We start from the raw sequence: 25714 nt of genomic DNA on the forward strand, positions 1-25714 counted from the left end.
CGTGCAGAGGGCCAAGGCTTCGTTCGGCGGGCAGGGGCACCGACCGACGACGTCGCTGACCTTGGTCGCACTTTGAACGGGGCGTACACGACTCACGCCGGCGGTCGCCATCCACCTGGCCGGTCAGTACGTGGCAATCTGTGGCCTCTCCTCACACGTCAGGCGATGACGCTCGACGCCCGCATCGGTGAGCCTGGGCGGGACGTCGGCGTGCGGGCCGTCACGCCAGTCACCGAGACCTCGTTCAAGGAAGCGTCGCCTCATGGGTCGGACCGTGTCCGGAGTGCCCTCGCATAGGGGCGGGACACTTCCGTCGGCGAGGGCACTTCGGCACACTGCACCGCGATTCCGGGGGCCGGGCCGAAGCCTGAGCCGTCGTATGGCGATGCCCCCTGTTCTCCGGTGCGGTCGGGTTGGGCATCAGTCCGCATCGAACATCGGATCTCCGGCCCCGGGAACTCCCGCTCCCTGCTGGGGCTTCAGGTCGTTTCCGGGCCCGTCCTGGGGCGCAGCCGGGTGGAGAGTCGGGGTGAGGAAGGCACTGCGTGTACATATAATGCGAACGCCGGTCGCACTCGCGAGCGATTTGCTCCTGTGTTGCGGGCGGTACTGGCGCTCATCAGAGCCGGTACGGGGTAGGAACAGACCGGAGGGGAACATGAACATCAACCGCCACGTGAGCCGGGTGACGACGCTTGCCGTGGGGACCGCTGCTGCGGCGGCCATGGCCGTCAGCCCGGCGTCCGCTGCGACGAATTGGAAGGAAGTGAACACCAACGCCACCTGGAAGTGCGAGCCGACCATGCAGCACAGCGTCTACCCCGGTGTGGGCTTCCAGGGGTGTGTGGTGATGAACGCGCAGGGTGATGCGCAGGTGGTCCTGGTCGTCACCAACAACGGCCCCAAGGGGGTCCGACTCGGTGGTTCCATCGCTTCCGGATTCGGCAGCAGCACCACCTGCGCGGACTCGGTCCTCAACCCCGGGTTCACCCGTGGCTGCTTCGCACCCACCAAGCACGTCACGCCCGGCTACGTGTACGAGAGCCGGGTCACGGTGAAGGTCAACGACTCCGTCCAGCACGGACGCAGCCTGCTGACGGCTCGCGGCTGATCCGTCTGAGGTCCCGGAAGGTGGACTGCGCCCGTTCGGCAGGGCCGGAGGCGCAGTTCGCCCTCTGCGGCGTCTGTTCCGTCGCCCGCTGCGGGAACGGCATTCCGGCCGAGCACACCGAGGCAGTGGCCTGACTGAGCGCTCGGGCAACGCCGGCCACGCCGTCGAGGTGGACCTGCCGATCGAGCAGGTGACCATCGCTGACTCGGTCGAGGCCACCGCAACCGTGCGCTGCCCGCTCGGACCCGCTCGCCGCGGAGCCCGCTTCCACCAGGCCCACGACTGCACAGGAGCCGCCGGTCCGGGGCTGACGCAGTTCCTCGCCTGCCGCTGCTACGTCGAGGCACTCGGCCCTGTCCGCACCGCGCTCGTGACCTCCGGGCAGCGGAGTCCGACACCTCGGGGCAGTCACCGCCAACTTCCGCCGGCAGACGATCGGAGGGACCAACCCGCCACCATCATGAGTCGGCCGTCCACAGGCAGTGCCCGGTGCTCGGACGGCGATGGCGGGACTGCTCCCGTCAGGCGGTGAGCCTGCAGGGCGGCTCCCTCCGGCATGCCGAACGCCCACCGGCCGCTGACTCCCGACGGGTGAAGGTTCCGTCCGCCGCGCGTACCTGCCGTGCGTCACGGGGACCACCCACCGGTGAACGTCCTCGCCCAGGTCTGCGCGCTCGCCGCCGCCGTGAACCACGTGACCGCCGGTGTGCTGGAGAGCTTCTTCTTCCACCGTCCCGCCGTACGCCGCCTCCTCACCCGCACCGACGACCACTCGCCCGCACTGCGCCTGTGGACGTTCAACGTCGGCTTCTACAACATCTTCCTCGCCTGCGGGGTCCTCGCCGGACTCGTCGCCCACTGGACCGGCCACCCCACCACCGGCCGCGCCCTCGTGCTGTATGCCGCTTCCTTCATGGCCGCGGCCGGTGCCGTTCTCCTGGTCTCCGACCGGCGCCTCTGGAGGGGTGCGCTGGGCCAGGGGCTCCTGCCGCTCGTCGCCGTGGTGGCGCTCCTCGTGTGAGGCCGGGAAGGCCTGGCGGGCGGCGGCGCGCTGTCCGGTACGGTCCCCGTCAGGCCGCCCACCCTGACCGTCCTCGGCACCGCCTTGCCCCGCCCCTCCCCGGGCCGCCCCTGATCCGGACACCTGCTGTCCGACACCGGCGTCCGCGTCCGGTGGACGCGGGACCCGGCTCCTTCGCCGAGCTCCAGCGGCCCCCTGGCACCGCTTTCGAACGGCTCGCCGCCGACGCCGACCTGCTGCTGTGCGAAGCCGGCATCGACCGCCACGACGGGCCGGGTCCGCAGGTCCACCTCACCCCGGAGGACGCGGGACGCCTCGCCCGCACCGCCGGCGTCGAGCGGCTGCTCGTCACCCACGCGGGGCCCGCCCTCGGCCGGGAGGCCGACGCCCGCCGCGCCGCCGGGGCGTACGGCGGCCCCACCGCTGCCGCGTACGAGGCGCGTCCACCACCTCGCCCGCTGGCGGCGCCGCCGAGCGAACCCCGCGGTCACCCGACCGGCAGGACCGGGAAGGGGCGCCGCCCGTACGCACCGCCCCCGGGCGGCTCCGCCTCGGCCGAGTGCCCCGCGCGGCGCCGCCCCGCGGCCCGGGGAGGACGGGCGCGGGGCGGGTGGCGCGGGTGGGCGGTCAGCGGCGGGGCCAGGCGAACTCCAGGCGCCTCCTGACGCGTTCGTCCCTGACGTGCTCCAGTGCCTCACGCGCCACCGCGTACGCCCGGCCGTCCGGGTCCCCGCACACCAGGATCCGGTCCAGCGCGTCGACCGCCCGCGGGTCCTGCCGGATCGCCAGGCCCCGTGCCGCCTCCGCCGCAGTGACCGGATCCGGATCCGCCGACGCCTCCGCCAGCACCTCCCGTACGGCGGGGAGTCCTCCGCCGCGACGGCCAGGGCGTGCGCCGCGGCCGCCCGCACCCCGGCGTCCCCGTCGCGGGCCAGCACGGTCAGCGCCGCCACCGCCTCCCGGTGCCCGCGCGGTACGAGCCCGGTCACCGCGACCGCCACCCCGCGCCGCACCCGGGTGTCCGGGTGCACCGCGTGCCGCAGCACGTCCGGCAGGACGGCCGGGTCGCCCTGCGCGCCCAGCGCCCGCACCACCGCCAGGGCCGGCTCCGCCTCGCGCACCTCGCGCCCCAGCTCCCGCAGCACGGGCAGCGCCCGCGCCCGGAACGCGGCGGCCCCGGCGGTCCCGTGGGCGGTGAGCCGCGCGAGCACATCCGCCCCCAGCGCCTGCCGCAGCGGGTCGGACGCCCCGCACCAGCGCACCGCGGCGGTGAACGTCTCCTCGTCCCCCCGCCGCCCCAGTGCCTCCGCGGCCTCCACCCAGTCCCCGAGCCCCGGATCCGCGCACCCCAGCGCCCGCCCCGCCAGGTCCTCGGCCGGCGCCCGCACGCCCAGCGCCTCCTCCAGCAGCGTCACGATCGCCGCGTGCCCCGTCTGCTGCTCGTTCCCCGCAGCCGGCACACCGTCGGCGAGCACCTCCACGACCACCGTCACCCCCTCGTCCTCCGGCAGGCGCCGTACGACGACGTCGGCGGCGCCGGACGCGTACGCCTCCGCCAGCCCCTCCCTCAGCACCGCCTCCACGTCCCGCCCCAGCCACGAACGGGCCTCCGCCAGCGCCTCCTCCCGCCCCGGCGCGCCCCTCTCCAGCAGCGCCCGCACGATCGGCAGCGAACCCCGCCGCGCCGCCGCGACCAGCGGCACCCTCCCGTCCGGGCCGGGCCGCGCCGGATCCGCGCCGTACTCCAGCAGCGCCTCCACCGCGCCGGAGCGGCCCTGCCGCACCGCCCACGCCAGCGCCGTGAACCCGAACTCCTCCCGCTGGTCGGGCCAGGCCCCGGCCGCGAGGAGCGCCCGCACCGCCTCCGTGTGGCCGTTGCAGGCCGCGCCGCACAGGGGCAGGTCGCCCGCGGCCTCACCGCAGGCCCGGCCCGGGTCGGCGCCCGCCGCCAGCAGCAGCCTGACGACGGCGGCACGGCCGTTGACCGCCGCCGTGTACAGGACGGTGACCCCGTCCTCGTCGGTCGCCTCCGCGGGGGCCCCGGAGCGCAGCAGCCGCACCACCGCGTCGACCTCCCCACTCAGGACGGCCTCGAACAGATCCTCGTACACCGGAGCCGGAACCATCGTCATACGTCGACCCTGACCCGCCCGCGAGCCCTTCGCAAACACATTCGCCCCCACGCGTGCCCCGCCCCGTCGCGTGCCCCGCCCCGTCGCGGACCCGCCTACGTGTCGCACTCCAGCACCGCCCGGCACAGTCCGCACCGCACCCGCACGCGGCCCCGCACCGGCACCCGGATGCGCTGCAGGCACGTGGGGCAGGGGAACGACACCCGCAGCTCGCCGGCCCCGCCGCCCTCGAACGCGTACCCGTCCCGGCCGGCGGGGACCGCAGGCCCGGCGCTCCCGCCCGCGGACCGCCGCTTCTCCTTCGCGTACCGGTGCCGCGCGGCCCGCCCGGCCGCCGCCAGCGGAGGCCGCCGCTCGTCGCGCAGCGCCTCCTCCCGGCCCCGTACGTACGCCTCGTACCCCTGGGGGCTGGAGAACCACGGCGAGGGGTCCTCGCCGAAGAGCCGCGCCCGCTTGGCGAGCACGTAGCCGAACTCCTCCGGCGTCAGGTACCCCAGCTTCTGGCTGGACAGCGCGTCCTCGCGGTAGGCGTCCAGCAGCAGCCATCCGGCACCCAGGTACGCGGCCGCGGTGTCCGTGAGGATCTCGTTGTCCCGGGTCCCGCGGAACGCCAGGTCGAGCCGGTGCAGCAGCACATGGGTGATCTCGTGCGCGAGCGCCGCGCCGATGTCCCGCCGGTGGGTCCTGAACCGGTCGTTGAGCTCGATGAAGTACTCCGGCCCGGCCTCCAGTTCCACGCTCGCCGCGTGCTCCATCGCACGGAAGCTCACGATCATCCGCGCCTCCGGCAGCCCGAGCTGCCGTACCAGCGCCGCCGCGACCCGGTGCGTCCCCAGGTGCAGGTCGTCGCCGTCTCCGAAGGCCACCGCGTCGGGGGAGACGCTCACCGCGTACGCGGCCAGGCCCTCGTACGAGATCCTCCGGTGCACGGCGGTGATCGCCGACCGGACCGTGTCCAGGTGGGGGAAGCCGTGGACGACCTCCCCGCCGGGCCTGTTCCCCGCCATGTCCGCACCCCCGTGGACCACAGCCGCCGCGGCGGCCCCCGCGTACGCCGCCGACAGGCTCCACAGTACGGCGCCGGGGCGCCGCGCACGGGCCGCGGCGCGCGGGTGGCCGCGGCGCCGCCGTCCGGACCGTGCGGCGGCCGCGCCGGGCCGGGTGCGGTCCGGGTGCGGTCCTGGCGGCGGAACAGGTGCCGAGGGGGTGCCTGCTGGGTGTGGGAAGGGGTGCCTGTCGGGTGCGCAACAGGTGGCGAAGGGGTGCCGTGCCGAGTGCGGGAAGGGGTGCCTGCCGGGTGCCGAGTGGGTGCCTGCCGGGGGAGGCGGTCGGCGGCCGCGGCCCTGGGTGGGCGGTCGGGCACCCCGGCGCCCCGCTGTCCGAAAGGACGCCTTGCGGGGCCCCGGCGGGCCTCCGGATAATCCGGCACAAGCCTTGACGCGCTCATGCCATTCATGGGTGCTCCCGGGCCAACCCCCCACGAAAGGCAACCAGGTGAACACCACCACGAGCACACTGCCGCGCGCCCTGAAGCGCTGCGCCGCCGCGGCCACCGTCACCCTCGCCGCCCTCAGCCTCCACCCCGCCACCGCCAACGCCCTGCCCAAGCCGCCCACCGCCCCCAACCCCGTCGTCGGCGGCAGCCCCGCCTCCCAGGGCGAGTTCCCCTGGATGGTCCGCCTCTCCATGGGCTGCGGAGGCTCCCTCCTCACCCCGCAGATCGTCCTCACCGCCGCCCACTGCGTCAGCGGCTCGGGCAACAACACCAGCATCACTGCCACCGCCGGCGTCACCGACCTGCAGAGCGGATCCGCCATCAAGGTCCGCTCCACCAAGGTCCTCCAGGCCCCCGGCTACAACGGCCAGGGCAAGGACTGGGCCCTCATCAAACTCGCCCGCCCCATCAACCTCCCCACCCTCAACATCGCCACCACCACCGCCTACGACAACGGCACCTTCACCGTCGCCGGCTGGGGCGCCGACCGCGAGGGCGGCAGGCAGCAGCGCCACCTCCTCAAGGCCCAGGTGCCCTTCGTCTCCGACGCCACCTGCCGCCAGGCATACGGCAGCTCCCTGGTGCCCGCCGAGGAGATCTGCGCCGGACTGCCCCAGGGCGGCGTCGACACCTGCCAGGGCGACTCCGGCGGCCCCATGTTCCGCCGCGACCAGAACGGCGCCTGGATCCAGGTCGGCATCGTCAGCTGGGGCTACGGCTGCGCCCGCCCGCAGTACCCCGGCGTCTACACCCAGGTGTCGACCTTCGCCACCGCCATCAAGCAGGCCGCGGCCACCCTGTAACACCCCGCCGCACCCCTGAGGGGCAGGCCGCCACCCCCACCGCGCGGCCTGCCCCTTCCCCCTGACCTGTGCCGTGCCCCCTGACTTGCACCTTGCCGGGAGTCCGCGCCTGCCTCCCGACTCGCGCCTCCCCAGGGATCTGCGCCTCCCCCGGGGCCTCTGCCTCCCCAGCGGCCGGGGTTCCTGGCGGCCGGGCTTCCATGTGCCGGGGCTTTCCGGGCGGCCTGGTGCTCCCGGCGGCCTGGTGCTCCCGGCCGGCCGGCCCTTCCGGGGAGCCGGGACCTGCCGGCCGGGCAGCTCCTCCCGGGCGCCCTGCCCCGCGCGCTCGGCCCGGCCCGCCCCGGTGACCCGGCCCGCTCCGGTGACTCGGTCCTCCCGGGCGGGCCGCGCCCGTCCCGTATCCCGAACACCCCCCGACGAACCGTCCGCAACCCGTCTAAGCTCGCCGCATGAGCACGAGCGACCCCATCGACGGCACCGTCCGCGCCGAACTGACCCGGCTGCGCGAGAGCATCGACAACATCGATGCGGCGGTCGTCCATATGCTCGCCGAACGCTTCAAGTGCACCCAGCAGGTCGGCCTCCTCAAGGCCCGCCACCACCTGCCCCCGGCCGACCCGGCCCGCGAGGCCCGCCAGATCGCCCGCCTCCGGCAGCTCGCCGAATCCGCCAGGCTCGATCCCGCCTTCGCGGAGAAGCTCCTCAACTTCATCATCGCTGAAGTGATCAGGCACCACGAGCAGATCGCGACCGACCCTTCGACCAGCGACGAAGCCGCCCCGGAGGTCACCGGAGCCGCCCCGCAGTGATCGTGCAGGAGGGATCCCGGCGGCCGGAGCCCCCGCACGCCCGGCGCCCGCGCCACTCTTCCTGACCCCGCACCGCCCTCACCGCACCCCGACCACCCCCGGCTGCCGCGCAGCGCCCGGCCCGCCGGGCCCCCGCGGGCGGCCCCGCGGCCCGTCACCGCGCCGGTCCCCGCCGGGCCGGGCGCCATGCCCGCGGACCCCGCGGCGCGGCCGGTGCCGGCCTGGGAGGCCGCCGTCAGAGCAGGTCGGTACGGGGGTCGACGGCCCAGTGGTTGCTGCGGAGCACCCGGTCGGCAAAGGACACGTCCACCTCGCCGAGCAACGTGAACCCGAGGCTGCGGCAGATGCCGTTCGACGGAGCGTTCGCCGTCGCCGGAAAGGCGTGCACGAGCCCCCACCGACCGTCCTGGCGGGCCAGTTCCAGCAGCATGCGGACACCTCGCTTGGCGAGACCCCGCCCCTGGAACTCCGGCAGCACCATCCAGCCGATCTCCGACACCGGCCCGGCGCCCTCCCCGCAGGAGCGGTCAGCGGAGGACCACAGGGCCACCGTCCCGGCCACCACACCCGGCACCCCCGGGCACGATCATCTTGATCCAGTCCACGTCTTCCTGCGCCCGCCGGACATCGCGGCGGACCTTCGCCGCCATGCCCTCCCGGGGCAGCGGACCGCCCAGCCCGGCCATCATGGCCGGGTCGCACCGCATCCGGACGTACGCACCGAGGTCGCCGTACTCCACGTCACGCAGCAGCATCAGCCACTCCTCACCCAGGTCCGGGACGAGCCTCGCACACGGGCGCCCCCACACCCGCCCCCGCGGCACCACCGCCGAAACGGGCCGATCCTACTCTCCACGGCGCCCTCCCGGAGTCGGCGGCGCAACCCGCTGACCAGCCCGCACCGCATCAGGCAGCATGGGGCCATGCCCGCACTGACGCGCGAAGAGGCGCAGACCCGAGCCCGCACCCTGGACGTCGACCACTACACCGTCGACCTCGACCTGACCACCGGCGACGACACCTTCGACTCCGTCACCCGCATCCGGTTCACCACCCGGACGCCCGGCGACACCTTCGTCGAACTCAAGCCGGCCACCCTTCACAGCGTCACCCTCGACGGGCAGCCCCTCGACCCCACCACCCTCGACGACAACCGCCTCCCCCTCACCGGCCTCACCGAAGGCCCCCACGAACTCCACGTCCACGCCGCCATGCGCTACTCCCGCACCGGCGAGGGCATGCACCGCTTCACCGACCCCGCCGACGGCGAGACCTACGTCTACACCCAGCTCTTCCTCGACGACGTCCAACGCGTCTTCGCCGCCTTCGACCAGCCCGACCTCAAGGCGACCTACGACGTCACCGTCACCGCCCCCCGGCACTGGACCGTCCTCGCCAACAGCACCACCACCCACACCGGCGACGGCCGCTGGACCGCCGCCACCACCCCCCGCATCTCCACCTACCTCGTCGCCGTCGCCGCCGGCCCCTGGCACTCCGTCCGCACCCGGCACGCCGGCCTCCCCTTCGGCATCCACTGCCGCCGCTCCCTCGCCCCCCACCTCGACGCCGACGCCGAAGAGCTCCTCGACATCACCCGGCAGTGCTTCGACCGCTACCACGAGAAGTTCGAAGAGCCCTACCCCTTCGACTCCTACGACCAGGCATTCGTCCCCGAGTTCAACGCCGGCGCCATGGAGAACCCCGGCCTCGTCACCTTCCGCGACGAGTTCGTGTTCCGCTCCGCCGTCACCATCAGCGAACGCCAGCGGCGCGCCATGGTCATCGCCCACGAGATGGCCCACATGTGGTTCGGCGACCTCGTCACCCTCACCTGGTGGGACGACATCTGGCTCAACGAGTCCTTCGCCGAGTACATGGGCTACCAGACCGTCAACGAAGCCACCATCCGCTACCCCGACACGTGGATCGACTACGCCGTCGAACGCAAGGCCTGGGGATACGACGCCGACCAGCGGCCCTCCACCCACCCCGTCGCCCCCGCACCCCGCGACGTCCCCGACACCGCCTCCGCCCTCCTCAACTTCGACGGCATCTCCTACGCCAAGGGCGCCTCCGCCCTGCGCCAACTCGTCGCCTGGCTCGGCGAGAAGGACTTCCTCGCCGGCATCAACACCCACTTCGCCCGCCACAAGTTCGGCAACGCCACCCTCACCGACTTCCTCGACAGCCTCGCCTCAGCCACCGACCGCGACGTCCACGCCTGGGCCGAAGCCTGGCTCCGCACCACCGGCATCGACACCCTCACCGCCGCCGTCACCACCACCCCCGGACGCTGGTCCCTCACCCTCGACCGCACCGGCACCCGCCCCCACCGCATCACCGTCGGCGCCTACGACCGCGACCTCAGCGACGGACGCACCCTCGTCCTGCGCGAACGCTACGAAACCGACGTCCCCCCCACCGAACCCCCCACCCCCCGCACCGGCACCCGCCCCGCCCTCGTCGTCCCCAACGAACACGACTACACCTACGCCAAGATCCGCCTCGACGCCCCGTCCGAAGAGACCGCCCTGCGCACCCTCTCCGGCGTCCCCGACCCCCTCACCCGCGCCGTCCTCTGGAACACCCTCCGCGACATGGTCCGCGACGGCGACCTCGACCCCTTCGCCTACCTCGAAACCGCCCGCGCCCACCTCTGCGAAGAAACCGACGTCGCCATCGTCCAAGCCGTCCTCACCTTCGCCGGCGACCAGATCGCCGACCGCTACCTCCCCACCGAGCAGCGCCCCGAAGCCCTCACCACCCTCGACCACCTCACCCGCGACCTCATCCGGCGCACCGAGGACGGCTCCCACCCCGACCTGCGCCTCACCGCCGTACGCCACTACATCGACACCACCACCCGCACCGGTACCCTCCACGGCTGGCTCGCCGACAACAACGTCCCCGGCGGCCCCGACCTCGACCCCGAGCTCCGCTGGCGCATCCTCAAGCGCCTCGCCGTCCTCGGCGCCGTCGACGACACCCACATCACCGCCGAACTCGACCGCGACCCCAGCGCCACCGGCCAGGAAGGCGCCGCACGCTGCCGCGCCGCCCTCCCCACCCCCGAAGCCAAAGCCGCCGCCTGGGAGCGCATGTTCCACGAGGACACCCTCTCCAACTACCTCTTCACCGCCACCGCCCAAGGCTTCTGGCAGCCCGAGCAACTCGACCTCCTCCAGCCCTACGTCACCCGCTACTACCCCGAAGCCATCGCCCTCGCCGCCCGCCGCGGCCCCGCCATCGCCGCCGCAGCCGGCCGCGACGCCTTCCCCGGCTACACCATCACCCCCGAGAACCTCCGCCTCGGCAACGAACACCTCACCCACCCCGACGTCACCCCCGCCCTCCACCGCAAACTCACCGACCGACTCGACGACCTCCACCGCGCACTGCGCGTACGCGGCCACTGACACCCACCCACACACCCGCACCCACCGCGAGGCGCCCCGGCCACCCCCGGGGCGCCTCGCCGTATCACCCCACCACCCCCCACATCCCCCGATCGGGTTGCGAAACCCCCACACCACCCCCACCCCCCACACACCAGGTACACGCTGACTCACGCAACCCCGCGCGCCCGCGAAAGGCACCACCCGTGACCAGCGCCCACCCCGCCTCCGGCACCCCCGAACACCCCCACGACCTCGTCGGCATCGGCATCGGCCCCAGCAACCTCTCCCTCGCCGCCCTCGCCCACCACCTCCCCCACCCCCTCGACACCGCCTTCTACGACCAGCAGCCCGCCTTCCACTGGCACCCCGGCACCCTCCTCGACGACACCACCCTCCCCACCCCCTTCCTCGCCGACCTCGTCACCCTCGCCGACCCCACCAACCCCTGGAGCTTCCTCAACTACCTCCGCACCCACCACCGCCTCCTCCCCTTCCACCTCGCCCGCCAACTCCACATCCACCGCGCCGAATACCAGGCATACGCCCGCTGGGTCAGCGACCACCTCCCCGGACTCCACTTCCACCACCACGTCGACTCCATCCGCTGGAACCCCGAACTCGCCCTCTTCGAAGTCGACTACGACCGACACGACCCCCACAGCGACACCCACACCCACGGCCGCACCCACACCCGCAACATCGCCCTCGCCACCGGCACCGAACCCCACATCCCCGACCCCCTCAAACCCCTCGTCGACGCCCCCGCCGTCCCCGTCATCCACTCCTCCGACTACCTCCACCACCGCGACCGGCTCCGCACCACCCCCCACGTCACCGTCATCGGCTCCGGCCAATCAGGCGCCGAAATCTTCCTCGACCTCCTCCGCACCCGCCCCCCGGGCCGCGAACAACTCCACTGGCTCACCCGCACCCCCGCCTTCACCCCCACCCCCCACACCCCCCTCAGCCTCGAACACCTCACCCCCGACCACGCCCACTACTTCCACCACCTCCCCGAACACGTACGCAACGACCTCACCCCCCGCCACGCACACCTCCACAAAGCCATCGACCCCACCACCCTCACCGCCATCCACCAGGAGCTCTACCGCCGCACCCTCCACGGAAGCTGGCCCGACACCACCCTCACCCCCGGCGTCCGCGTCCGCACCGCAGGACGCCTCGCCACCACCAAAGTCGAACTCCACCTCGAACACACCGAACAAGGCACCCGCTCACGCCTCACCACCGACGCCGTCATCCTCGCCACCGGCTACCGCGAACGCCCCCACCACCGCCTCCTCGCCGCACTCGACCCCTACATCCGCCGCGACTCCAAAGAACGCCCCCGCACCGACCAACACCACCGCCTCATCCTCGACCCCGCCGTCACCGGAAACGTCTACACCCAGAACGGCACCACCCACACCCACGGCATCGGCGCCCCCAGCCACACCCTCACCGCCTGGCGCGCCGCCACCATCCTCAACCACCTCACCGGCAAGAACCCCTACCCCCAACCAGACCGCACCGCCTTCACCACCTTCGGCCTGGAACGGCGCGAACCCACGCACATCCCCCCACAGGAACGCAGGCTCACGCCACTCACCCGACACACCTGACGGAACACCCGACAGGACAACGCCCGACTAGAACACCGGAGTTCCCGCCCGCGTCAGACGCCACCCCACCGAGGCGAACTCGGCCGGATCCACCACCCCCCGCGCCCTCACCCACTGGATGATCGTGTTGCGGATCTCGTCCGAGTTCGCCCACACCTGCGGCGCCGACGCCACATGCGGAAACGCCCCGCCCCCACTCGCCCGGTAGTTGTTCACCGCCAGCACGAACCGCGCCGCCGGATCCACCGGGACCCCCTCGAACGACAGCCCCACGATCCGCGACCCCACCGGCTGCGCGATGTCGATGTCGTACGTCACCCCGTACACCGCGTCGTAGTTGTAGTCCGGCGTCCCCTCCGCGTTCGTCAGCGCCGCCGGATCCACCGCCGCACCCGGCGCCGTCCGCACGTAGTACTTCGCCGAGTACTCCAGATAGTCCTTCAACTGCGCCCCCGTGAGGACCCGCGCCTCCAGGGTGTTCTCGAACACGTACAGCCCCGCCACCTCGCGGATCGTCACCTCACCCGCAGGAACCGCCGCCGACCGCGAGAAGCACGACGCCTGCGACAGCACCGGAAGCGACCCGTACTCCCCACCCGCCAGCGCCGCCCGCACCGTCTCCGCCTGCACATGGTTGATCAGGTCGATCACCGGCACATCACGCCACGGCGCCTCCGCCGCCGTCATCCCCGCCAGCGACCTGCCGATCACCTGGTTGACATACGCCACGACCCTCCCGTGCTCGTCCCCCAGCAGCCGCACGATCTCCGGATCCTCCTCCACCTCGTTCGAGTTCAGCACCTGCGCACCCACCCGCTCCACCACCCAGCGGCCACGCGACCACACCACGTCGAAATCGAACAGCGTCAACCGCTGCCCCCACTTCAACGGCTCCGACAGCACCACCTCCCGGCCCGTCTCCCGGTTCACCACCCGGTACTCCGCGATCTCCGTGTGCGCGTGCCCCACCAGGATCGCGTCGATCCCCGGCACCTGCTCCGCCACCAGACCGGCCGCGTTCTCGACGTACGGCAGCTGATCCCCGTACGACGACGTGCCACTCGACCCCGAATGCGCCGACACCACCACCACGTCCGCACCCATCGAACGCAGCCTCGGCACCCACCGCGCCGCCTGCTCCTCCAGCCCCGGGAACACCATCCGCCCACCCACATGCGCCTTGTCCCAGATCGCGATCCCCGGATTCGTCAACCCCAGCACCGCCACCCGCACATCCCGCCCGCACGGCGTCCGCAACCGGTGCATGCTGTACGGCGCGAACGCCGGCCGCAACGTCCTCGCATCCAGCGCGTTCGCCCCCAGCAGCGGGAACGCGCACTGCTCCTCGAACTTCCGCAGCACCGGAATCCCGTAGTTGAACTCGTGGTTCCCCAACGCCGCCGCGTCGTACCCGATCGCGTTCATCGCCACCGCCATCGGGTGCACCGGCCCCGACTCCGCCGTGATCGGATCCACTTTCGCGTAGTAGTACGACAACTGGGTGCCCTGGATCGTGTCACCCGCGTCGATCAGCAGCGTGTTCCCCCGCCCCCGCTCCGCGCGGACCCGGTTCACCAGCGTCGAGATCTTCGCCAGCCCGACGTCGTTGCCGCCCTTGTCGTCGTACTCCCGGTCCGTGAAGTAGTCCCAGTTGAAGACATGACCGTGCAGGTCCGTCGTCCCCATCACCGTGAACGAGTACCGCTTCGCCCCCCGGCCCGGCCGCGCCGCGGCGGCGGGTGCGACGGCCGCACCGGTCCCGCCCGCCACCGCCACCCCGGCGCCCACCCCGGCCGACCGCCCGAGAAACGACCTACGGTTCCACGACATGCAAAGCTCCCCTGTGTCCCAAGACGAACGCGCGTAGACACGACGCGCGTAGATTCTGACGCGCACCCGCCCGCCCCGGCACCCCCCGCACATGTCGATCCGGTGACGGCCCGCCGAAACCCGCACAAGCCGCCCCACACCCCCGGCCGCCCCCACCCCGCCACCCTCTGAACACTGCTCATCAGAGCGACCACCCGCACACTTCAACACTTGTCAACCCGCCTTCACCCAAAGGCTGTTGAAAGGCCACTCACACCCCCATCCCTACCCATTGGTAAGCCATAGGCTCACCCCATGCGCCGAGCCAAAATCGTCTGCACGCTGGGACCCGCCACCCACACATACGACCAGATCAAAGCCCTCGTCGAAGCCGGCATGGACATCGCCCGCCTCAACCTCAGCCACGGCACCTACGCCGAACACGAGGAGCGGTACGAGCGCGTCCGCAAAGCCGCCGACGAAACCGGCCGGAACGTCGGCGTCCTCGCCGACCTTCAAGGCCCGAAGATCCGCCTCGGTCGCTTCCACGAAGGCCCCGTGCTCCTCGAACGCGGCGACGACTTCACCATCACCACCGACTACGTCGAAGGCGACCGCACCCGCTGCGGCACCACCTACACCGGACTCCACACCGACGTCACCCCCGGCGAACGCATCCTCGTCGACGACGGCCGCGTCACCCTCCAGGTCACCTCCGTCGACGGACCCCACGTCCGCACCACCGTCCTCGAAGGCGGCCTCGTCTCCGACCACAAGGGCCTCAACCTCCCCGGCGTCGCCGTCTCCGTCCCCGCCCTCTCCGACAAGGACATCGACGACCTCCGCTGGGCCCTGCGCACCGGAGCCGACATCATCGCCCTCTCCTTCGTCCGCAGCGCCCGCGACATCGAGGACGTCCACCGCGTCATGGACGAGGAGGGCCGCAGGATCCCCGTCATCGCCAAGATCGAGAAGCCCCAGGCCGTCGACAACATCGACGACATCGTCGCCGCCTTCGACGGCATCATGGTCGCCCGCGGCGACCTCGGCGTCGAAATGCCCCTCGAACGCGTCCCCCTCGTCCAGAAGCACGCCATCAAACTCGCCAAGCGCAACGCCAAACCGGTCATCGTCGCCACCCAGATGCTCGACTCGATGATCGACAACTCCCGCCCCACCCGCGCCGAGGCCAGCGATGTCGCCAACGCCGTCATCGACGGCACCGACGCCGTCATGCTGTCCGGCGAGACCAGCGTGGGCCGCTACCCCGTCGAGACGGTCCGCACGATGAGCCGCGTGGTCGAGGCCGCGGAGGAGGACGTCCTCGCCAAGGGCCTCCCCCCGCTGACGGAACGCAGCAAGCCCCGCACCCAGGGCGGCGCGGTGGCCAGGGCAGCAGCGGAGATCGGCGACTTCCTGGGCGCCAAGTACCTCGTCGCCTTCACCCAGTCCGGCGACACCGCCCGCCGCCTGAGCCGCTACCGCTCGCCCATCCCCCTGCTGGCCTTCACCCCCGACCCGGCGACCCGCTCCCAACTCAACCTCACGTGGGGGGTCGAGACGTTCCTCGGCCCGCACGTGGAGTCCACGGACGCGATGGTGGCCCAGGTCGACGAGCACCTGCTGGAGATCGGCCGCTGCCGCCCCGGCGACATCGTGGTCATCACGGCCGGCTCCCCGCCCGGCGTCTCCGGCTCCACGAACCTCGTCCGCGTCCACCGCATCGGCGAGGCCGTCCACTAGCCCGCCGCCCGGTTCAGTACTTCGCCCCCACATGGGCGTCCATCAACGCGACGGACGCCCTCCGGGCGACGGAGATGTTGCAGGCGCCTGCCTGCGTCCAGGCGACGCCGAGCCCGTCCAGGGCGTCGGTGAAGAGCCGCCGGATGTCATCGGACCTGTTGGTGAAGAAGTACCGGGGATACTCGTACCGCTTCCGGACGCCGCGGATCACCCGCGTGGTCCAGTTGATGGTCCGGCAGCCGTCGGAATGCACGAGTCCCCGGACGAACTCCCACGGGTGCGCGTCGACCACCGCCTGCTGCCAGGCCTCAAGGGCGATGGGGCGCTCGTGCTTCCGGCCGGGCCCGTGCTGCGGGAAGAGGCAGGTCCAGTGCCGACCGGAGGCCGTCACCGTCACGCAGCCCTCGTTCCGCACCCTGCACACGGTGCCGTCCGGCCGCACGGCGCGCACGGCCGCCTCGCAGGCGTCGATAAGCCCCGGCCAGGCGTCGGCGCAGGCGATGCGCAGATACGCGAGGCCCTTCCGGTGGCGCTGCGGGCTTATGCAGCCGTCCCCCAGGTACAGCCCGAGGAGGTACGCGTACTGGGCCCGGTCGGCGGGCGGGCCGGGGGCCGCGCAGCACCTGGGGCAGGACTCGGGGGAGCGGAGCGGGTCGATACGGCGCTGCCAGGAGCGGATCGTCGAGCGTGAGACACCGGTCTGCCGGCTCACCGAGTGCAGGCTGCGTCCCTGGGCGACCAGGGCGAGGGTGGTCCGGCGCACATGCATGTCGTACATGCGGTCGACGGTGGTGCATGAGGGCGGCGTTGCGGTGGCCGAGCTGCGAGGTTCACCCGGGCGGGTGGCGGCGTTCACGCATGCGGGTGACGGCGACCCGGAAATTCGTGACCTTGGAATCCTTGGAAAAAGTACCCCGGGTGGGATTCGAACCCACGCTAGATGGTGTTTGAGACCATTGCCTCTACCGCTGGGCTACCGGGGCATCCTTTGAAACGAAGGTCACGGGAGACCCTCATGGTTCCTACCTTACAGGAGCTAGGTAGGCTCATGGGGAGCTGTACCGCCCCGCAAAGAGGAGCCTCCGTGACCGCCCCCGAGTCGCCCCAGCCCGTCGCCGACGACGACGCCCCGTCGCACGTCCCGCCGCTGACGACCCGCGTCGTCATCGCCGAGGACGAGGCCCTCATCCGCCTCGACCTCAAGGAGATGCTCGAAGAGGAGGGCTACACCGTCGTCGGTGAGGCCGGGGACGGGCAGCGGGCCGTCGAGCTCGCCCGGGAGCTCAGCCCCGACCTGGTGATCCTGGACGTGAAGATGCCCGTCCTGGACGGCATCTCCGCCGCCGAGAAGATCGCCGGCGAGTCCATCGCCCCCGTGCTGATGCTGACCGCGTTCTCCCAGCGCGAGCTGGTCGAGCGGGCGCGGGACGCCGGCGCCATGGCGTACCTCGTCAAGCCGTTCAGCAAGAGCGACGTCGTGCCGGCGATCGAGATGGCGGTCTCCCGCTTCGCGGAGCTGCGGGCGCTGGAGAAGGAGGTCCAGGACCTCGCGCAGCGGCTGGAGACGCGCAAGCTGGTGGACAGGGCGAAGAGCGTCCTGCAGACGCAGTACGGCCTGACGGAGCCGGCCGCGTTCCGGTGGATCCAGAAGACGTCGATGGACCGGCGCATGTCGATGCAGCAGGTGGCGCAGGCGGTCATCGAGGACGCCGAGGAGAAGAAGGCGGCCAAGGGCGGCGGGCAGTAGGCCGCGTACGACGTGGAAGGGCGAGAGGCCCGCCGCGCGCCGTGGGGCGCGGGGCGGGCCTTTCGCCGTCGGGTCAGTCCTCGCCGAGGTAGGCCTTGCGGACGTTCTCGTCGTGGAGGAGGTCCTGGCCGGTGCCGCTGAGGGCGATTTCGCCGATCTCCATGACGTAGCCCTGGTCGGCCAGGGCGAGGGCGGCCTGGGCGTTCTGCTCGACGAGCAGGATGGTGGTGCCCTGGGCCTTGAGTTCCGCGATGGTCGTCATGATCTTCTGCATCATGATCGGGGAGAGGCCCATGGAGGGCTCGTCGAGCATGAGCAGTTTGGGCTGGGACATGAGGGCCCTGCCCATGGCGAGCATCTGCTGCTCTCCGCCGGAGAGGGTGCCGGCGGCCTGCTTGCGGCGTTCGCCGAGGATGGGGAAGAGGTCGTAGGCCCGCTGGACGTCCTTGGCGATGCCTTCGGTGTCCTTGCGGAGGAAGGCGCCGAGGAGGAGGTTGTCCTCGATGGACATCCTGGGGAAGATGTGCCGTCCTTCGGGGGAGTGGGCGAGTCCGAGGGACACGATCTGGTGCGCGGGGTACTTCTTGAGGGATTTGCCGTTGAACTTGATCTGGCCGCTGACGGGCTTGATGAGGCCGGAGAGGGTGCGCAGGGTGGTCGTCTTGCCGGCGCCGTTGGTGCCGATGAGGGTGACGACCTGGCCTTCCTCGACCTTGAACGAGATGCCCTTGACGGCTTCGATCTTGCCGTAGGCGACGCGCAGGTCCTCGACTTCGAGCAGTGCGGTCATGCGTCGTTCTCCTTGCCGGAGCCGGTGGCCTTGGCGGAGTCGTGGTCGTCGCCGCGGGGGGTCGTGGCCGTGGTGTCCGGGGTGGTGGTGCTGTCGGGGGTGTCACCGGCCGTGTCGCCGCCGGTGGTGTCGTCGGCGGGGCCGTCGGTGTCCGCGTCCGCTGCGTCGTCGGCGCTGTCGCCGGCGGTGGTGGCGGTGGTGGCGGTCTGGTCTTCGGGCGCGGTGTCGCTGCCGGTGTCCGCCGTGTCCGCGTCCTCGGTCGTGTCCGCCGTGTCGGCGTCGGCCGTGCCCTTGCCGTCCGCGGGGTCCGCGTCGGAGGAGTCCGGTGCCTCTGCGTCAGGGGCGTCCGCCTCCGGGGCGTCCGAGGCGGCTGCTCCGGGGTGTCCGGCGCGGCCGACCCGGCGGCCTCGGGGGTCTCGGCGTTCTCGGGGGTCTCGGCGGGGGCCGGGTCCGCCGCGGGTGCGGCTGCGGCGGACGCGCCGTGGGCGTGGGCCTCCGCTGCGGCGACCTCCGCGGCCTCCTCGTCGCCGGGGGCGCCTTCGAAGGGTTCGCCGAGGTAGGCGGCGATGACGCGTTCGTCGCTCTGGACGGTCTGGCTGTCACCTTCGACGAGCTTCTTGCCCTGGACCAGGACGGCGACCCGGTCGCAGAGGTTGAAGATGAAGCGCATGTCGTGCTCGATGACGAGGACGGCGATGCCCATGTCCCGGATGGCGAAGACGAGTTCCTCGGTGGCGCGGGTCTCCTGGGGGTTCATGCCCGCGGTGGGCTCGTCCAGGAGGAGCAGTCCCGGTTCGCTGGCGAGGGCGCGGGCGATCTCCAGCTTGCGCTGCTCGCCGTAGGGGAGGTTGCGGGCGAGGTGCTCGGCCTTGTGGTCGAGGCCGACGAACTCCAGGAGTTCCATGGCCCGGGCGCGGGAGGCGGCTTCGGCGCGGTGGAATCCGGGTCCGCGGAGGAGGGCGGACCAGAGGCCCTCCTTGGTGCGGGTGTGGCGGCCGACGAGCACGTTTTCCAGGACGGTCATGTTGGCGAAGAGCCGGATGTTCTGGAAGGTGCGGGCGATGCCTGCGGCGGTGACCTTGAAGGACTTGGGCGGGAGGACCTGGCCTTTGTAGCGGACTTCGCCCTCGGTGGGGACGTAGAGGCCGGTGAGGCAGTTGAAGAAGGTGGTCTTGCCGGCGCCGTTGGGTCCGATGAGGCCGACGATCTCGCCGCTGTTGACGGTGAGGTCGACGTTGCTGACGGCGGTGAGGCCGCCGAAGCGCATGGTGACGCCGCGTGCGTCGAGGACGGCCTCGCCGGTGGGGGCGGTGGCCTTCGCCGGGGTTTCGGTCTTGGTGGTCATGTGTCAGGCACCTGCCTTGGTGAGGGTGGCGGGCGCTTCCTCGTTCTCGTGGAACTCGAGCTGGCGGCGGCGGTTCGGGATGAGTCCTTCGGGGCGGAACCGCATGAGCAGGATGAGGGCGATGCCGAAGGCGAGGAGCTGGTATTCGCCGAGGAACTGGAGCTTGTTGGGGATGAGGAAGAGCAGGGCGGCGCCGACGAGGGGCCCGCTCATGGTGCCCATGCCGCCGAGGACGACCGCGGCGAGCAGGAAGGCGGAGTTGGGCGGGATGGGTCCGGCGAAGAGGTACTGCTCGGGTGTCACGGTGTAGGTGACGTGGGCCTGGACGGTGCCGGCGAGGCCGGCGAGGGCGGCGCCGAGGGCGAAGGCGATGAGCTTGACGCGGAAGCCGTTGATGCCCATGGCGAGCGCGGCGGTCTCGTCCTCGCGGATGGCGACCCAGGCGCGGCCGATGCGGGAGTCGCCGCTGCGCCGGAAGACGAGGACGACGATGGCCGTGATGACCAGCATCAGGAGCAGGTAGTTGGCGAAGCGTCCGATGGTGAATCCGGCGATGGTGTGTTCGGCGCCGAAGTCGAATCCGAGGATGTTGAGGTTGGGGATGGACGCGATGCCGTTGGAGCCGTTGGTGATGTCGGGGCCGCTGGTGCCGTCGAGGTTCATGACGGTGATGCGGAAGATCTCTCCGAAGCCGAGGGTGACGATGGCGAGGTAGTCGCCGCGGAGCCGGAGGGTGGGGGCGCCGATGAGGACGCCGAAGATGAGGGAGGCGACGGCTCCGACGAGGACGGCGGCCCAGAAGGGCAGCTGGATGCCGAAGGGGGAGGTCGGGGCGCCGGAGACGAGGGCGGCCGCGTAGGCGCCGACGCCGAGGAAGGCGACGTATCCGAGGTCGAGGAGGCCGGCGAGGCCGACGACGATGTTCAGGCCGAGGGCGACGGTGGCGAAGATGAGGATGTAGACGCCGAGGGTGGCGTACTGGTCGTCGGTCTGGGTGAAGGGGAAGAGCGCGGCGGCGATGAAGGCGCCGGCGATGGTGAGGCTCTGGTGCTTGCCGGTGATGTAGGTGGCCTGCTGGAGGAGTCCGGCCTTGTGGACGGCGGCGAAGCCGAGGCCGGCGGTGATGAGGAAGCCGATGAAGAGCTGCTCGTACTCGGTGCCGATGCCGTAGGTGAAGATGCCGAGGGCGGCGGCGAGGAGCGCGGTGATGATGAGGATCTCGGCGTACGAGGGGAGGGGCCGGGGCCGCTTGACGGGGCCGGTGGCGAAGGCGGCGCGGAAGGTGGCGAGGCCGCCCCGCGCGCGGTGCTTGGTGTGCTCCCAGCCGGTGTCGTCGGGGTCGGCGGGGAGGTGCTCGGGGTGGGTGAAGGGGAGGGCGAGGGCGCCGAGGAGGGTGAGGAGGCTGGCGAGGGCGGCGACGTAGGCGCCGGGTTCGAGGTGGGCGAGTCCGCCGAGCTGGACGGCTATGGCGGTGATCGTGTACCAGGCGGTGCCGAAGGCGGCGAGGGCGGTGAGCTTGATGGCCGCGTCGGGTCCTGCGGGGGTGAGCCAGCGGGTGCCCTTGACGCCGTAGGAGGACAGGCCGAAGAGGGTGGTGAGGAGGCCGGCGACGAGGACCTGCCACTGGAGTCCGCCGGGGTAGCCGTAGACGGTGAGGTTGCCGGGGAAGGCGGGGGTCCAGGTCCAGGCGAGGAAGGCGCTGAGTGCGGTGACGGCGCCGCCGCCGGTGGCCAGGGCGCGGGCGGTGCCGGCGGAGGGTACGGGGAGGAGGCCGGCCTGCCGCGGGGCGGCGGGTGCGGTGTCCGCCGTGGTGGTGGTGCTGGTGTCTGTGGTCATGGTGCTCACGCCCTGTCCGCGACGCGCTCGCCGAGGATGCCCTGGGGCCTGGCGAGGAGTACGACGATGAGGAGGATGAAGGCCCAGACGTCGGCCCAGGACTGACCGCCGAGCTGGTGCATGCCGGGGATGTGGCTGATGTAGGCGGTGGCCATGGTTTCGGCGATGCCGAGGACGAGGCCGCCGATCATGGCGCCGTAGATGTTGCCGATGCCGCCGAGGACGGCGGCGGTGAACGCCTTGAGGCCGAGGAGGAAGCCCATGCGGTAGTCGACCTGGCCGTACTTGAGGCCGTAGGCGACGGCTCCGACGGCGGCGAAGGCGGCGCCGAGGGCGAAGGCGATCACGATGATGCGGTCGGTGTTGACGCCCATCAGCTTGGCGGTGTCGGGGTCCTGCGCGGTGGCCTGCATGCCGCGGCCGGTGCGGGTGCGCATGACGAAGTAGCCGAGGAGGGCCATGCAGGCGGGGGCGGCGACGAGGAGGAAGATGTCGCCGGGCTGGATGGTGACGCCGCCGATCTCGAAGGGGCCGCCTTCGAGCTGGGGGAACCGCCGTGCGGAGGTGGCCTCGGGGTAGAAGCCCCAGACGGCCTGCTGGAGGGCGAGGGAGAGGCCGATGGCGGTGATCAGGGGTGCGAGGCGTGGTCCTCCGCGCAGGGGCCGGTAGGCGAAGCGTTCCGCCCCGATGGCGACGGTGGTGGCGACGATGACGGCACCGACGATCATGAGTGGCAGGGCGAGCCACATGCTGACGCCGGTGGGGAGGATCAGCCACACCGTGAGTGCGCCGAAGCCTCCGGTCATGAAGATCTCGCCGTGGGCGAAGTTGATGAGCTGGACGATGCCATAGACCATCGTGTAGCCGATGGCGACCAGCCCGTACATGGATCCCAGGAGCAGGCCGTTGACCAGCTGCTGCGGCAGTTCGTTCACCGCATTGTCCTCCGATACTTGGACGTATGTGACACCGCGCGGGGCGCCTGGTGCGGCGCCCCGCGCGGCGGAAGGGGGGTGAAGCGTTGTGGTGTTTCGGTGGATCAGCCGGTGGGTCAGCCGGTGAAGGTGCCGGACTCGACGTCCTTGAAGGCGTCGCCCTCGACGGTGTAGACCGTCAGCTGCTTGTTGGTGGTGTCGCCGAACTCGTCGAAGGAGACCTTGCCGGTGACGCCGTCGAAGGAGACGCCCTGCATGGCGTCGACGACCTTGGCGCGGGCGTCCTCGGGCAGCTTGCCGTCGTTCTCGTCGACGACCTTCTTGACGGCCTCGATGATGGCCCAGGCGGAGTCGTAGGCGTAGCCGCCGTAGGCCTCGTAGGCCTCCTTGAAGTTGGCCTTCTTGTAGTTGGCCAGGAACTCCTTGGCGGAGTCGAGCTGCTCGATCGGGGCGCCGACGGAGGTCGCGATGTCGCCCTGGGAGGAGGCGCCGGCGAGCTTGATGTACTCGGGGCTGTAGAGCGCGTCGCCGCCGGCGACGACGACCTTGGCGCCGGCTTCCTTGATCTGCTTGCTCAGCGGGCCGCCGGCGGGGTACTCGCCGCCGTAGTAGACGACGTCGGCGCCGGAGCTCTTGACCTTGGTGGCGACGGCGCTGAAGTCCTTGGCCTCGGGGTTGATGTGGTCGGTGCCGACGACCTTGCCGCCGAGCTTCTCGAACTCGGCCTTGAAGGTGGCGGCGAGTCCGGCGCCGTAGGTCTTCTTGTCGTCGATGATGAAGGCCTTGGTCTTCTTGGCCTTGTTGACGATGTACTGGGCGGCGAAGGGGCCCTGGATGGCGTCGGTGGTGGCGGTGCGGAAGTACGCCTTGAAGCCGCGCTTCTTGTCGCCGCTGTTCCAGTTGGGGCCCTGGGAGAGCGCCGGGTTGGTGTTGGCGGGGGAGACCTGGACGAGCTTGGCGTCGTCGAGGACCTTCTGCATCGACTCGGCGACGTTGGAGTTCAGCGGGCCGACGACGCCGAGGACGTCCTTGTTGGCGACGAGCTTCGAGGCGTTCTGCTGGCCGGAGGAGGGCTGGGCCTGGTCGTCGAGGGCTTCCAGCTTGAAGGTGACGCCGTCGACGTACTTCTTCTCGTTCGCCGTGCGGACGGCGAGGTCGACGGAGTTCCTGATGCCGAGGCCGAGGGCGGAGAGGTCGCCGGTGAGCGGGGCGTCGAGGCCGATGACGACGGTGGTGTTGCTGTCGCCGCCGGCGGTGCCGCCGCCGGTGTTGTCGCGCGAACCGCAGGCGGTGAGGGTGAGTGCTCCGGTCAGTACGGTGCTGAGTATGAGCAAGGAACGGTGTCGCACGATGAGTCCTTTCCCTGGCGCGGCCTCCTCTGAGTGAGGTGCCGTTTCCTGCGCCGGGGCGTACGTCTGGTGTGGTGGTGGTGCGGTGGTTCACGCCCGGCGGCGCGGTGACTGGGCGTGACTCTAAGCGCATGCGGGGCGGTCGGGGAGCGCCCTGGGGATGATGTGACGCTCTTGTTATGCCGTGGCCATGGATTGCCGGTTGCGTGTGGCATGCATCGGTCTTCGGGGTGCGGGGCGGCATCTCGCATGGTGAGAATCCCCAGTACTACTAAGGGGCTTGGGGGGTTCTTGGTCCTGACGCCGACGGCGGGGAGGTGTCGGCGGTTTATGGGGGAAGTGTGAGAGCGCCGGGGCGCGCGCGGCGGCGGGCGGACACGGGCGCACACGGCAGGCATGTTGCGGAGAGTGATATTTCCGGCGGTGGGGTGCGCGCCGTCCGTACGGCGCGGCAGGGGGTCGGCTCTGGTCGCGGGCGTCCGGTGCGGTGGTGCCGGCGGGGGTCCGCGGTGCCGGTCGCGGGCGGCTCGGCGCGTGGTCGGCGAGGGCGCCCTCGGCGGGCGGCCGGTCGCGGTCGGGGATGTCTTCTCGCCATCGCTCAGGGGCACTTGGGGGCGGGTCGCCCCGGCCCGGCCCGGCGTCGGCCTCGCGCGTCCCTTCGGTGGGTGGCGGATTGCGCGGTGCGTCCGGCCAACTGGCATGTGCCGCAGGCGGGTTGACGGGGCGACCGGTCGGGTTCCGGTGCGCGGGCGGTCCTGAGCAGCGCGGCGGAGCGGGCGCGGCCGGGCCGCGGCGCCGGTCGGCCGGCCGGCGTCCGGGCCGGTCGCGGCGCGGGACGGCCGTGGCGCGGGGAGTGGCGGGCGCGTGCGGGGGCGCGGCAACTCTCGGTGCGGCGCGGGGCCGTTGCCGGGGCGGGCGGCCGGGGCGGCGGTGGCGTTCCGGTCATCGGGCCGCCGGGGTGCGGGTGCCGGTTCCGCGGGGCCCGGGGGCTGTCCGGTGAACGGTGGCGAGGTGGCGAAAACCGGAGGGGCGCGGCACGGTGCCGCTGCCGGTGGCGGGTCGTCCGGTGGGTGTTCGGGTGGGGTGCGGGGGCGCTGCGGGGCCTCCGGGGCTGGGGGCGTGGAGCGTACGCTGCGTGACCGGCCGGGTCCCGGGTCCGGCCGGTCGCCGGCGGCGCCCGGGGCTCCGCTGCGCGCCCCGCCGGGGGCTGCCGGAGCCCCGGGCCCGGCCGCCGGGTCAGGCGGTGCCGGGTCGGGCCGCCGGGTCAGGCGGTGCCGGGGATCCTCTCGGCGTCCTGCGGCGTGACGTCGCGGAGCATGCAGGTGAGGCGGGCGCTGCACACCCGCTTGTCCTGTTCGTCCGTGATGACGATCTCGTACGTGGCGGTGGAGCGGCCCCGGTGGACGGGGGTGGCGACGCCGGTGACGAGTCCGGAGCGCACCCCGCGGTGGTGCGTGCAGTTGAGGTCGACGCCCACGGCGATCTTGCGGGAGCCGCCGTGCAGCATCGCACCGATGGAGCCGAGGGTCTCGGCGAGGACGGCGGAGGCGCCGCCGTGGAGCAGGCCGTAGGGCTGGGTGTTGCCCTCGACCGGCATGGTGCCCACCACGCGGTCGGGGGCCGCCTCGACGATCTGCACGCCCATGCGGTTGCCGAGGTGGCCCGCGGAGAAGAGGGCGGGCAGGTCGACGCCGAGTGCGGCGTACTCGTCGAGGACCTCCTGCGGGAACTTCACGGTCGTCTGCTCGCCCATGGGGTGCGGCTCC

The 25714-nt window shown here is 72.0% G+C and carries 16 protein-coding genes, 1 tRNA gene and 3 pseudogenes; 8 read left to right on the top strand and 12 right to left on the bottom strand.

The genetic code is table 11. The annotated features are described in order from the left end of the window. The first annotated feature begins 658 nt into the window (after positions 1–658). Positions 659–1111: a hypothetical protein gene (locus L6E17_RS13590; RefSeq protein ID WP_236241034.1), complete on the top strand. Its 453-nt coding sequence runs from the start codon at positions 659–661 to the stop codon at positions 1109–1111. 706 nt (positions 1112–1817) lie between these two features. Then, the gene (locus L6E17_RS31470) at positions 1818–2132 is read left to right on the top strand and encodes a DUF1304 domain-containing protein (RefSeq protein WP_374109057.1); all 315 of its coding nucleotides are present in this window, start codon (positions 1818–1820) and stop codon (positions 2130–2132) included. Between the two features lie 941 nt (positions 2133–3073). On the opposite strand, the pseudogene L6E17_RS31475 reads toward L6E17_RS31470, so the two are convergent. Together L6E17_RS31475 and L6E17_RS13610 are read right to left on the bottom strand one after the other, a co-directional pair. Beyond that, positions 3074–4264: pseudogene (locus L6E17_RS31475) on the bottom strand (ankyrin repeat domain-containing protein); the annotation flags it as partial. Between the two features lie 95 nt (positions 4265–4359). Next, positions 4360–5271: a hypothetical protein gene (locus tag L6E17_RS13610; protein ID WP_236241035.1), complete on the bottom strand. Its 912-nt coding sequence runs from the start codon at positions 5269–5271 to the stop codon at positions 4360–4362. A gap of 487 nt (positions 5272–5758) precedes the next feature. Here L6E17_RS13610 and L6E17_RS13615 point away from each other — a divergent pair, with 487 nt between their 5' ends. Both L6E17_RS13615 and L6E17_RS13620 read left to right on the top strand, forming a co-directional pair. After that, complete coding sequence (locus L6E17_RS13615) at positions 5759–6562, top strand: serine protease (RefSeq protein ID WP_236241036.1); 804 nt, start codon at positions 5759–5761, stop codon at positions 6560–6562. Between the two features lie 449 nt (positions 6563–7011). Next, positions 7012–7371, top strand: a complete 360-nt coding sequence (locus L6E17_RS13620) for a chorismate mutase (RefSeq protein ID WP_236241037.1) — start codon at positions 7012–7014, stop codon at positions 7369–7371. 235 nt (positions 7372–7606) lie between these two features. Here L6E17_RS13620 and L6E17_RS13625 read toward each other — a convergent pair. Beyond that, positions 7607–8126 (bottom strand): annotated as a pseudogene (locus L6E17_RS13625) (GNAT family N-acetyltransferase). A gap of 168 nt (positions 8127–8294) precedes the next feature. Here L6E17_RS13625 and pepN point away from each other — a divergent pair. Both pepN and L6E17_RS13635 read left to right on the top strand, forming a co-directional pair. Continuing rightward, positions 8295–10790: an aminopeptidase N gene (pepN, locus tag L6E17_RS13630; RefSeq protein WP_236241038.1), complete on the top strand. Its 2496-nt coding sequence runs from the start codon at positions 8295–8297 to the stop codon at positions 10788–10790. 185 nt (positions 10791–10975) lie between these two features. Further along, positions 10976–12394, top strand: a complete 1419-nt coding sequence (locus L6E17_RS13635) for a lysine N(6)-hydroxylase/L-ornithine N(5)-oxygenase family protein (RefSeq protein ID WP_236241039.1) — start codon at positions 10976–10978, stop codon at positions 12392–12394. Between the two features lie 27 nt (positions 12395–12421). Here the strand turns inward: L6E17_RS13635 and L6E17_RS13640 are convergent, their stop codons facing one another. Then, on the bottom strand, positions 12422–14224 hold the full coding sequence (locus tag L6E17_RS13640; RefSeq protein WP_236241040.1) for a bifunctional UDP-sugar hydrolase/5'-nucleotidase: 1803 nt from the start codon (positions 14222–14224) through the stop codon (positions 12422–12424). 294 nt (positions 14225–14518) lie between these two features. On the opposite strand from L6E17_RS13640, the gene pyk reads away from it, so the two are divergent. Next, positions 14519–15946 (top strand): pyruvate kinase, encoded by a 1428-nt coding sequence (gene pyk / locus L6E17_RS13645; protein WP_236241041.1) that lies wholly within the window; start codon positions 14519–14521, stop codon positions 15944–15946. A 13-nt stretch (positions 15947–15959) separates the two neighbouring features. Here pyk and L6E17_RS13650 read toward each other — a convergent pair whose 3' ends face one another. Both L6E17_RS13650 and L6E17_RS13655 read right to left on the bottom strand, forming a co-directional pair. Further along, positions 15960–16724, bottom strand: coding sequence for a transcriptional regulator (locus L6E17_RS13650; protein WP_236241042.1), 765 nt, complete (start codon positions 16722–16724; stop codon positions 15960–15962). 132 nt (positions 16725–16856) lie between these two features. After that, a tRNA-Leu gene (locus tag L6E17_RS13655) sits at positions 16857–16929 on the bottom strand. A gap of 101 nt (positions 16930–17030) precedes the next feature. On the opposite strand from L6E17_RS13655, the gene L6E17_RS13660 reads away from it, so the two are divergent. Further along, positions 17031–17693, top strand: a complete 663-nt coding sequence (locus tag L6E17_RS13660) for an ANTAR domain-containing response regulator (protein ID WP_236241043.1) — start codon at positions 17031–17033, stop codon at positions 17691–17693. Between the two features lie 73 nt (positions 17694–17766). On the opposite strand, the gene L6E17_RS13665 is transcribed toward L6E17_RS13660, so the two are convergent. From L6E17_RS13665 to L6E17_RS13690, 6 genes and pseudogenes are all read right to left on the bottom strand, one after another. Beyond that, complete coding sequence (locus L6E17_RS13665) at positions 17767–18483, bottom strand: ABC transporter ATP-binding protein (RefSeq protein WP_071266567.1); 717 nt, start codon at positions 18481–18483, stop codon at positions 17767–17769. A 472-nt stretch (positions 18484–18955) separates the two neighbouring features. Then, a pseudogene (locus L6E17_RS13670) lies at positions 18956–19828 on the bottom strand (ABC transporter ATP-binding protein); the annotation flags it as partial. A 3-nt stretch (positions 19829–19831) separates the two neighbouring features. Next, entirely contained in the window at positions 19832–21664 is a 1833-nt protein-coding gene (locus tag L6E17_RS13675) for a branched-chain amino acid ABC transporter permease (RefSeq protein WP_236241044.1), read from the bottom strand. Between the two features lie 5 nt (positions 21665–21669). Then, complete coding sequence (locus tag L6E17_RS13680) at positions 21670–22599, bottom strand: branched-chain amino acid ABC transporter permease (RefSeq protein WP_236241045.1); 930 nt, start codon at positions 22597–22599, stop codon at positions 21670–21672. A gap of 116 nt (positions 22600–22715) precedes the next feature. After that, positions 22716–23948: a branched-chain amino acid ABC transporter substrate-binding protein gene (locus L6E17_RS13685; RefSeq protein WP_236241046.1), complete on the bottom strand. Its 1233-nt coding sequence runs from the start codon at positions 23946–23948 to the stop codon at positions 22716–22718. Positions 23949–25212: 1264 nt separating this feature from the next. Further along, positions 25213–25701 (bottom strand): PaaI family thioesterase, encoded by a 489-nt coding sequence (locus L6E17_RS13690; RefSeq protein ID WP_236241047.1) that lies wholly within the window; start codon positions 25699–25701, stop codon positions 25213–25215. Positions 25702–25714: the final 13 nt, after the last annotated feature.

The sequence above is a fragment of the Streptomyces sp. CC228A genome, from assembly GCF_021390935.1.
Classification (GTDB): Bacteria; Actinomycetota; Actinomycetes; order Streptomycetales; family Streptomycetaceae; genus Streptomyces.

Coding starts and splice junctions, on each gene's coding strand:
- L6E17_RS13610 (WP_236241035.1), bottom strand. CDS start 5,271: ATGGCGGGGAACAGGCCCGGCGGGGAGGTCGTCCACGGCTTCCCCCAC.
- pyk (WP_236241041.1), top strand. CDS start 14,519: ATGCGCCGAGCCAAAATCGTCTGCACGCTGGGACCCGCCACCCACACA.
- L6E17_RS13675 (WP_236241044.1), bottom strand. CDS start 21,664: ATGACCACAGACACCAGCACCACCACCACGGCGGACACCGCACCCGCC.
- L6E17_RS13640 (WP_236241040.1), bottom strand. CDS start 14,224: ATGTCGTGGAACCGTAGGTCGTTTCTCGGGCGGTCGGCCGGGGTGGGC.
- L6E17_RS13690 (WP_236241047.1), bottom strand. CDS start 25,701: ATGGGCGAGCAGACGACCGTGAAGTTCCCGCAGGAGGTCCTCGACGAG.
- pepN (WP_236241038.1), top strand. CDS start 8,295: ATGCCCGCACTGACGCGCGAAGAGGCGCAGACCCGAGCCCGCACCCTG.
- L6E17_RS13590 (WP_236241034.1), top strand. CDS start 659: ATGAACATCAACCGCCACGTGAGCCGGGTGACGACGCTTGCCGTGGGG.
- L6E17_RS13620 (WP_236241037.1), top strand. CDS start 7,012: ATGAGCACGAGCGACCCCATCGACGGCACCGTCCGCGCCGAACTGACC.
- L6E17_RS13650 (WP_236241042.1), bottom strand. CDS start 16,724: ATGTACGACATGCATGTGCGCCGGACCACCCTCGCCCTGGTCGCCCAG.
- L6E17_RS13665 (WP_071266567.1), bottom strand. CDS start 18,483: ATGACCGCACTGCTCGAAGTCGAGGACCTGCGCGTCGCCTACGGCAAG.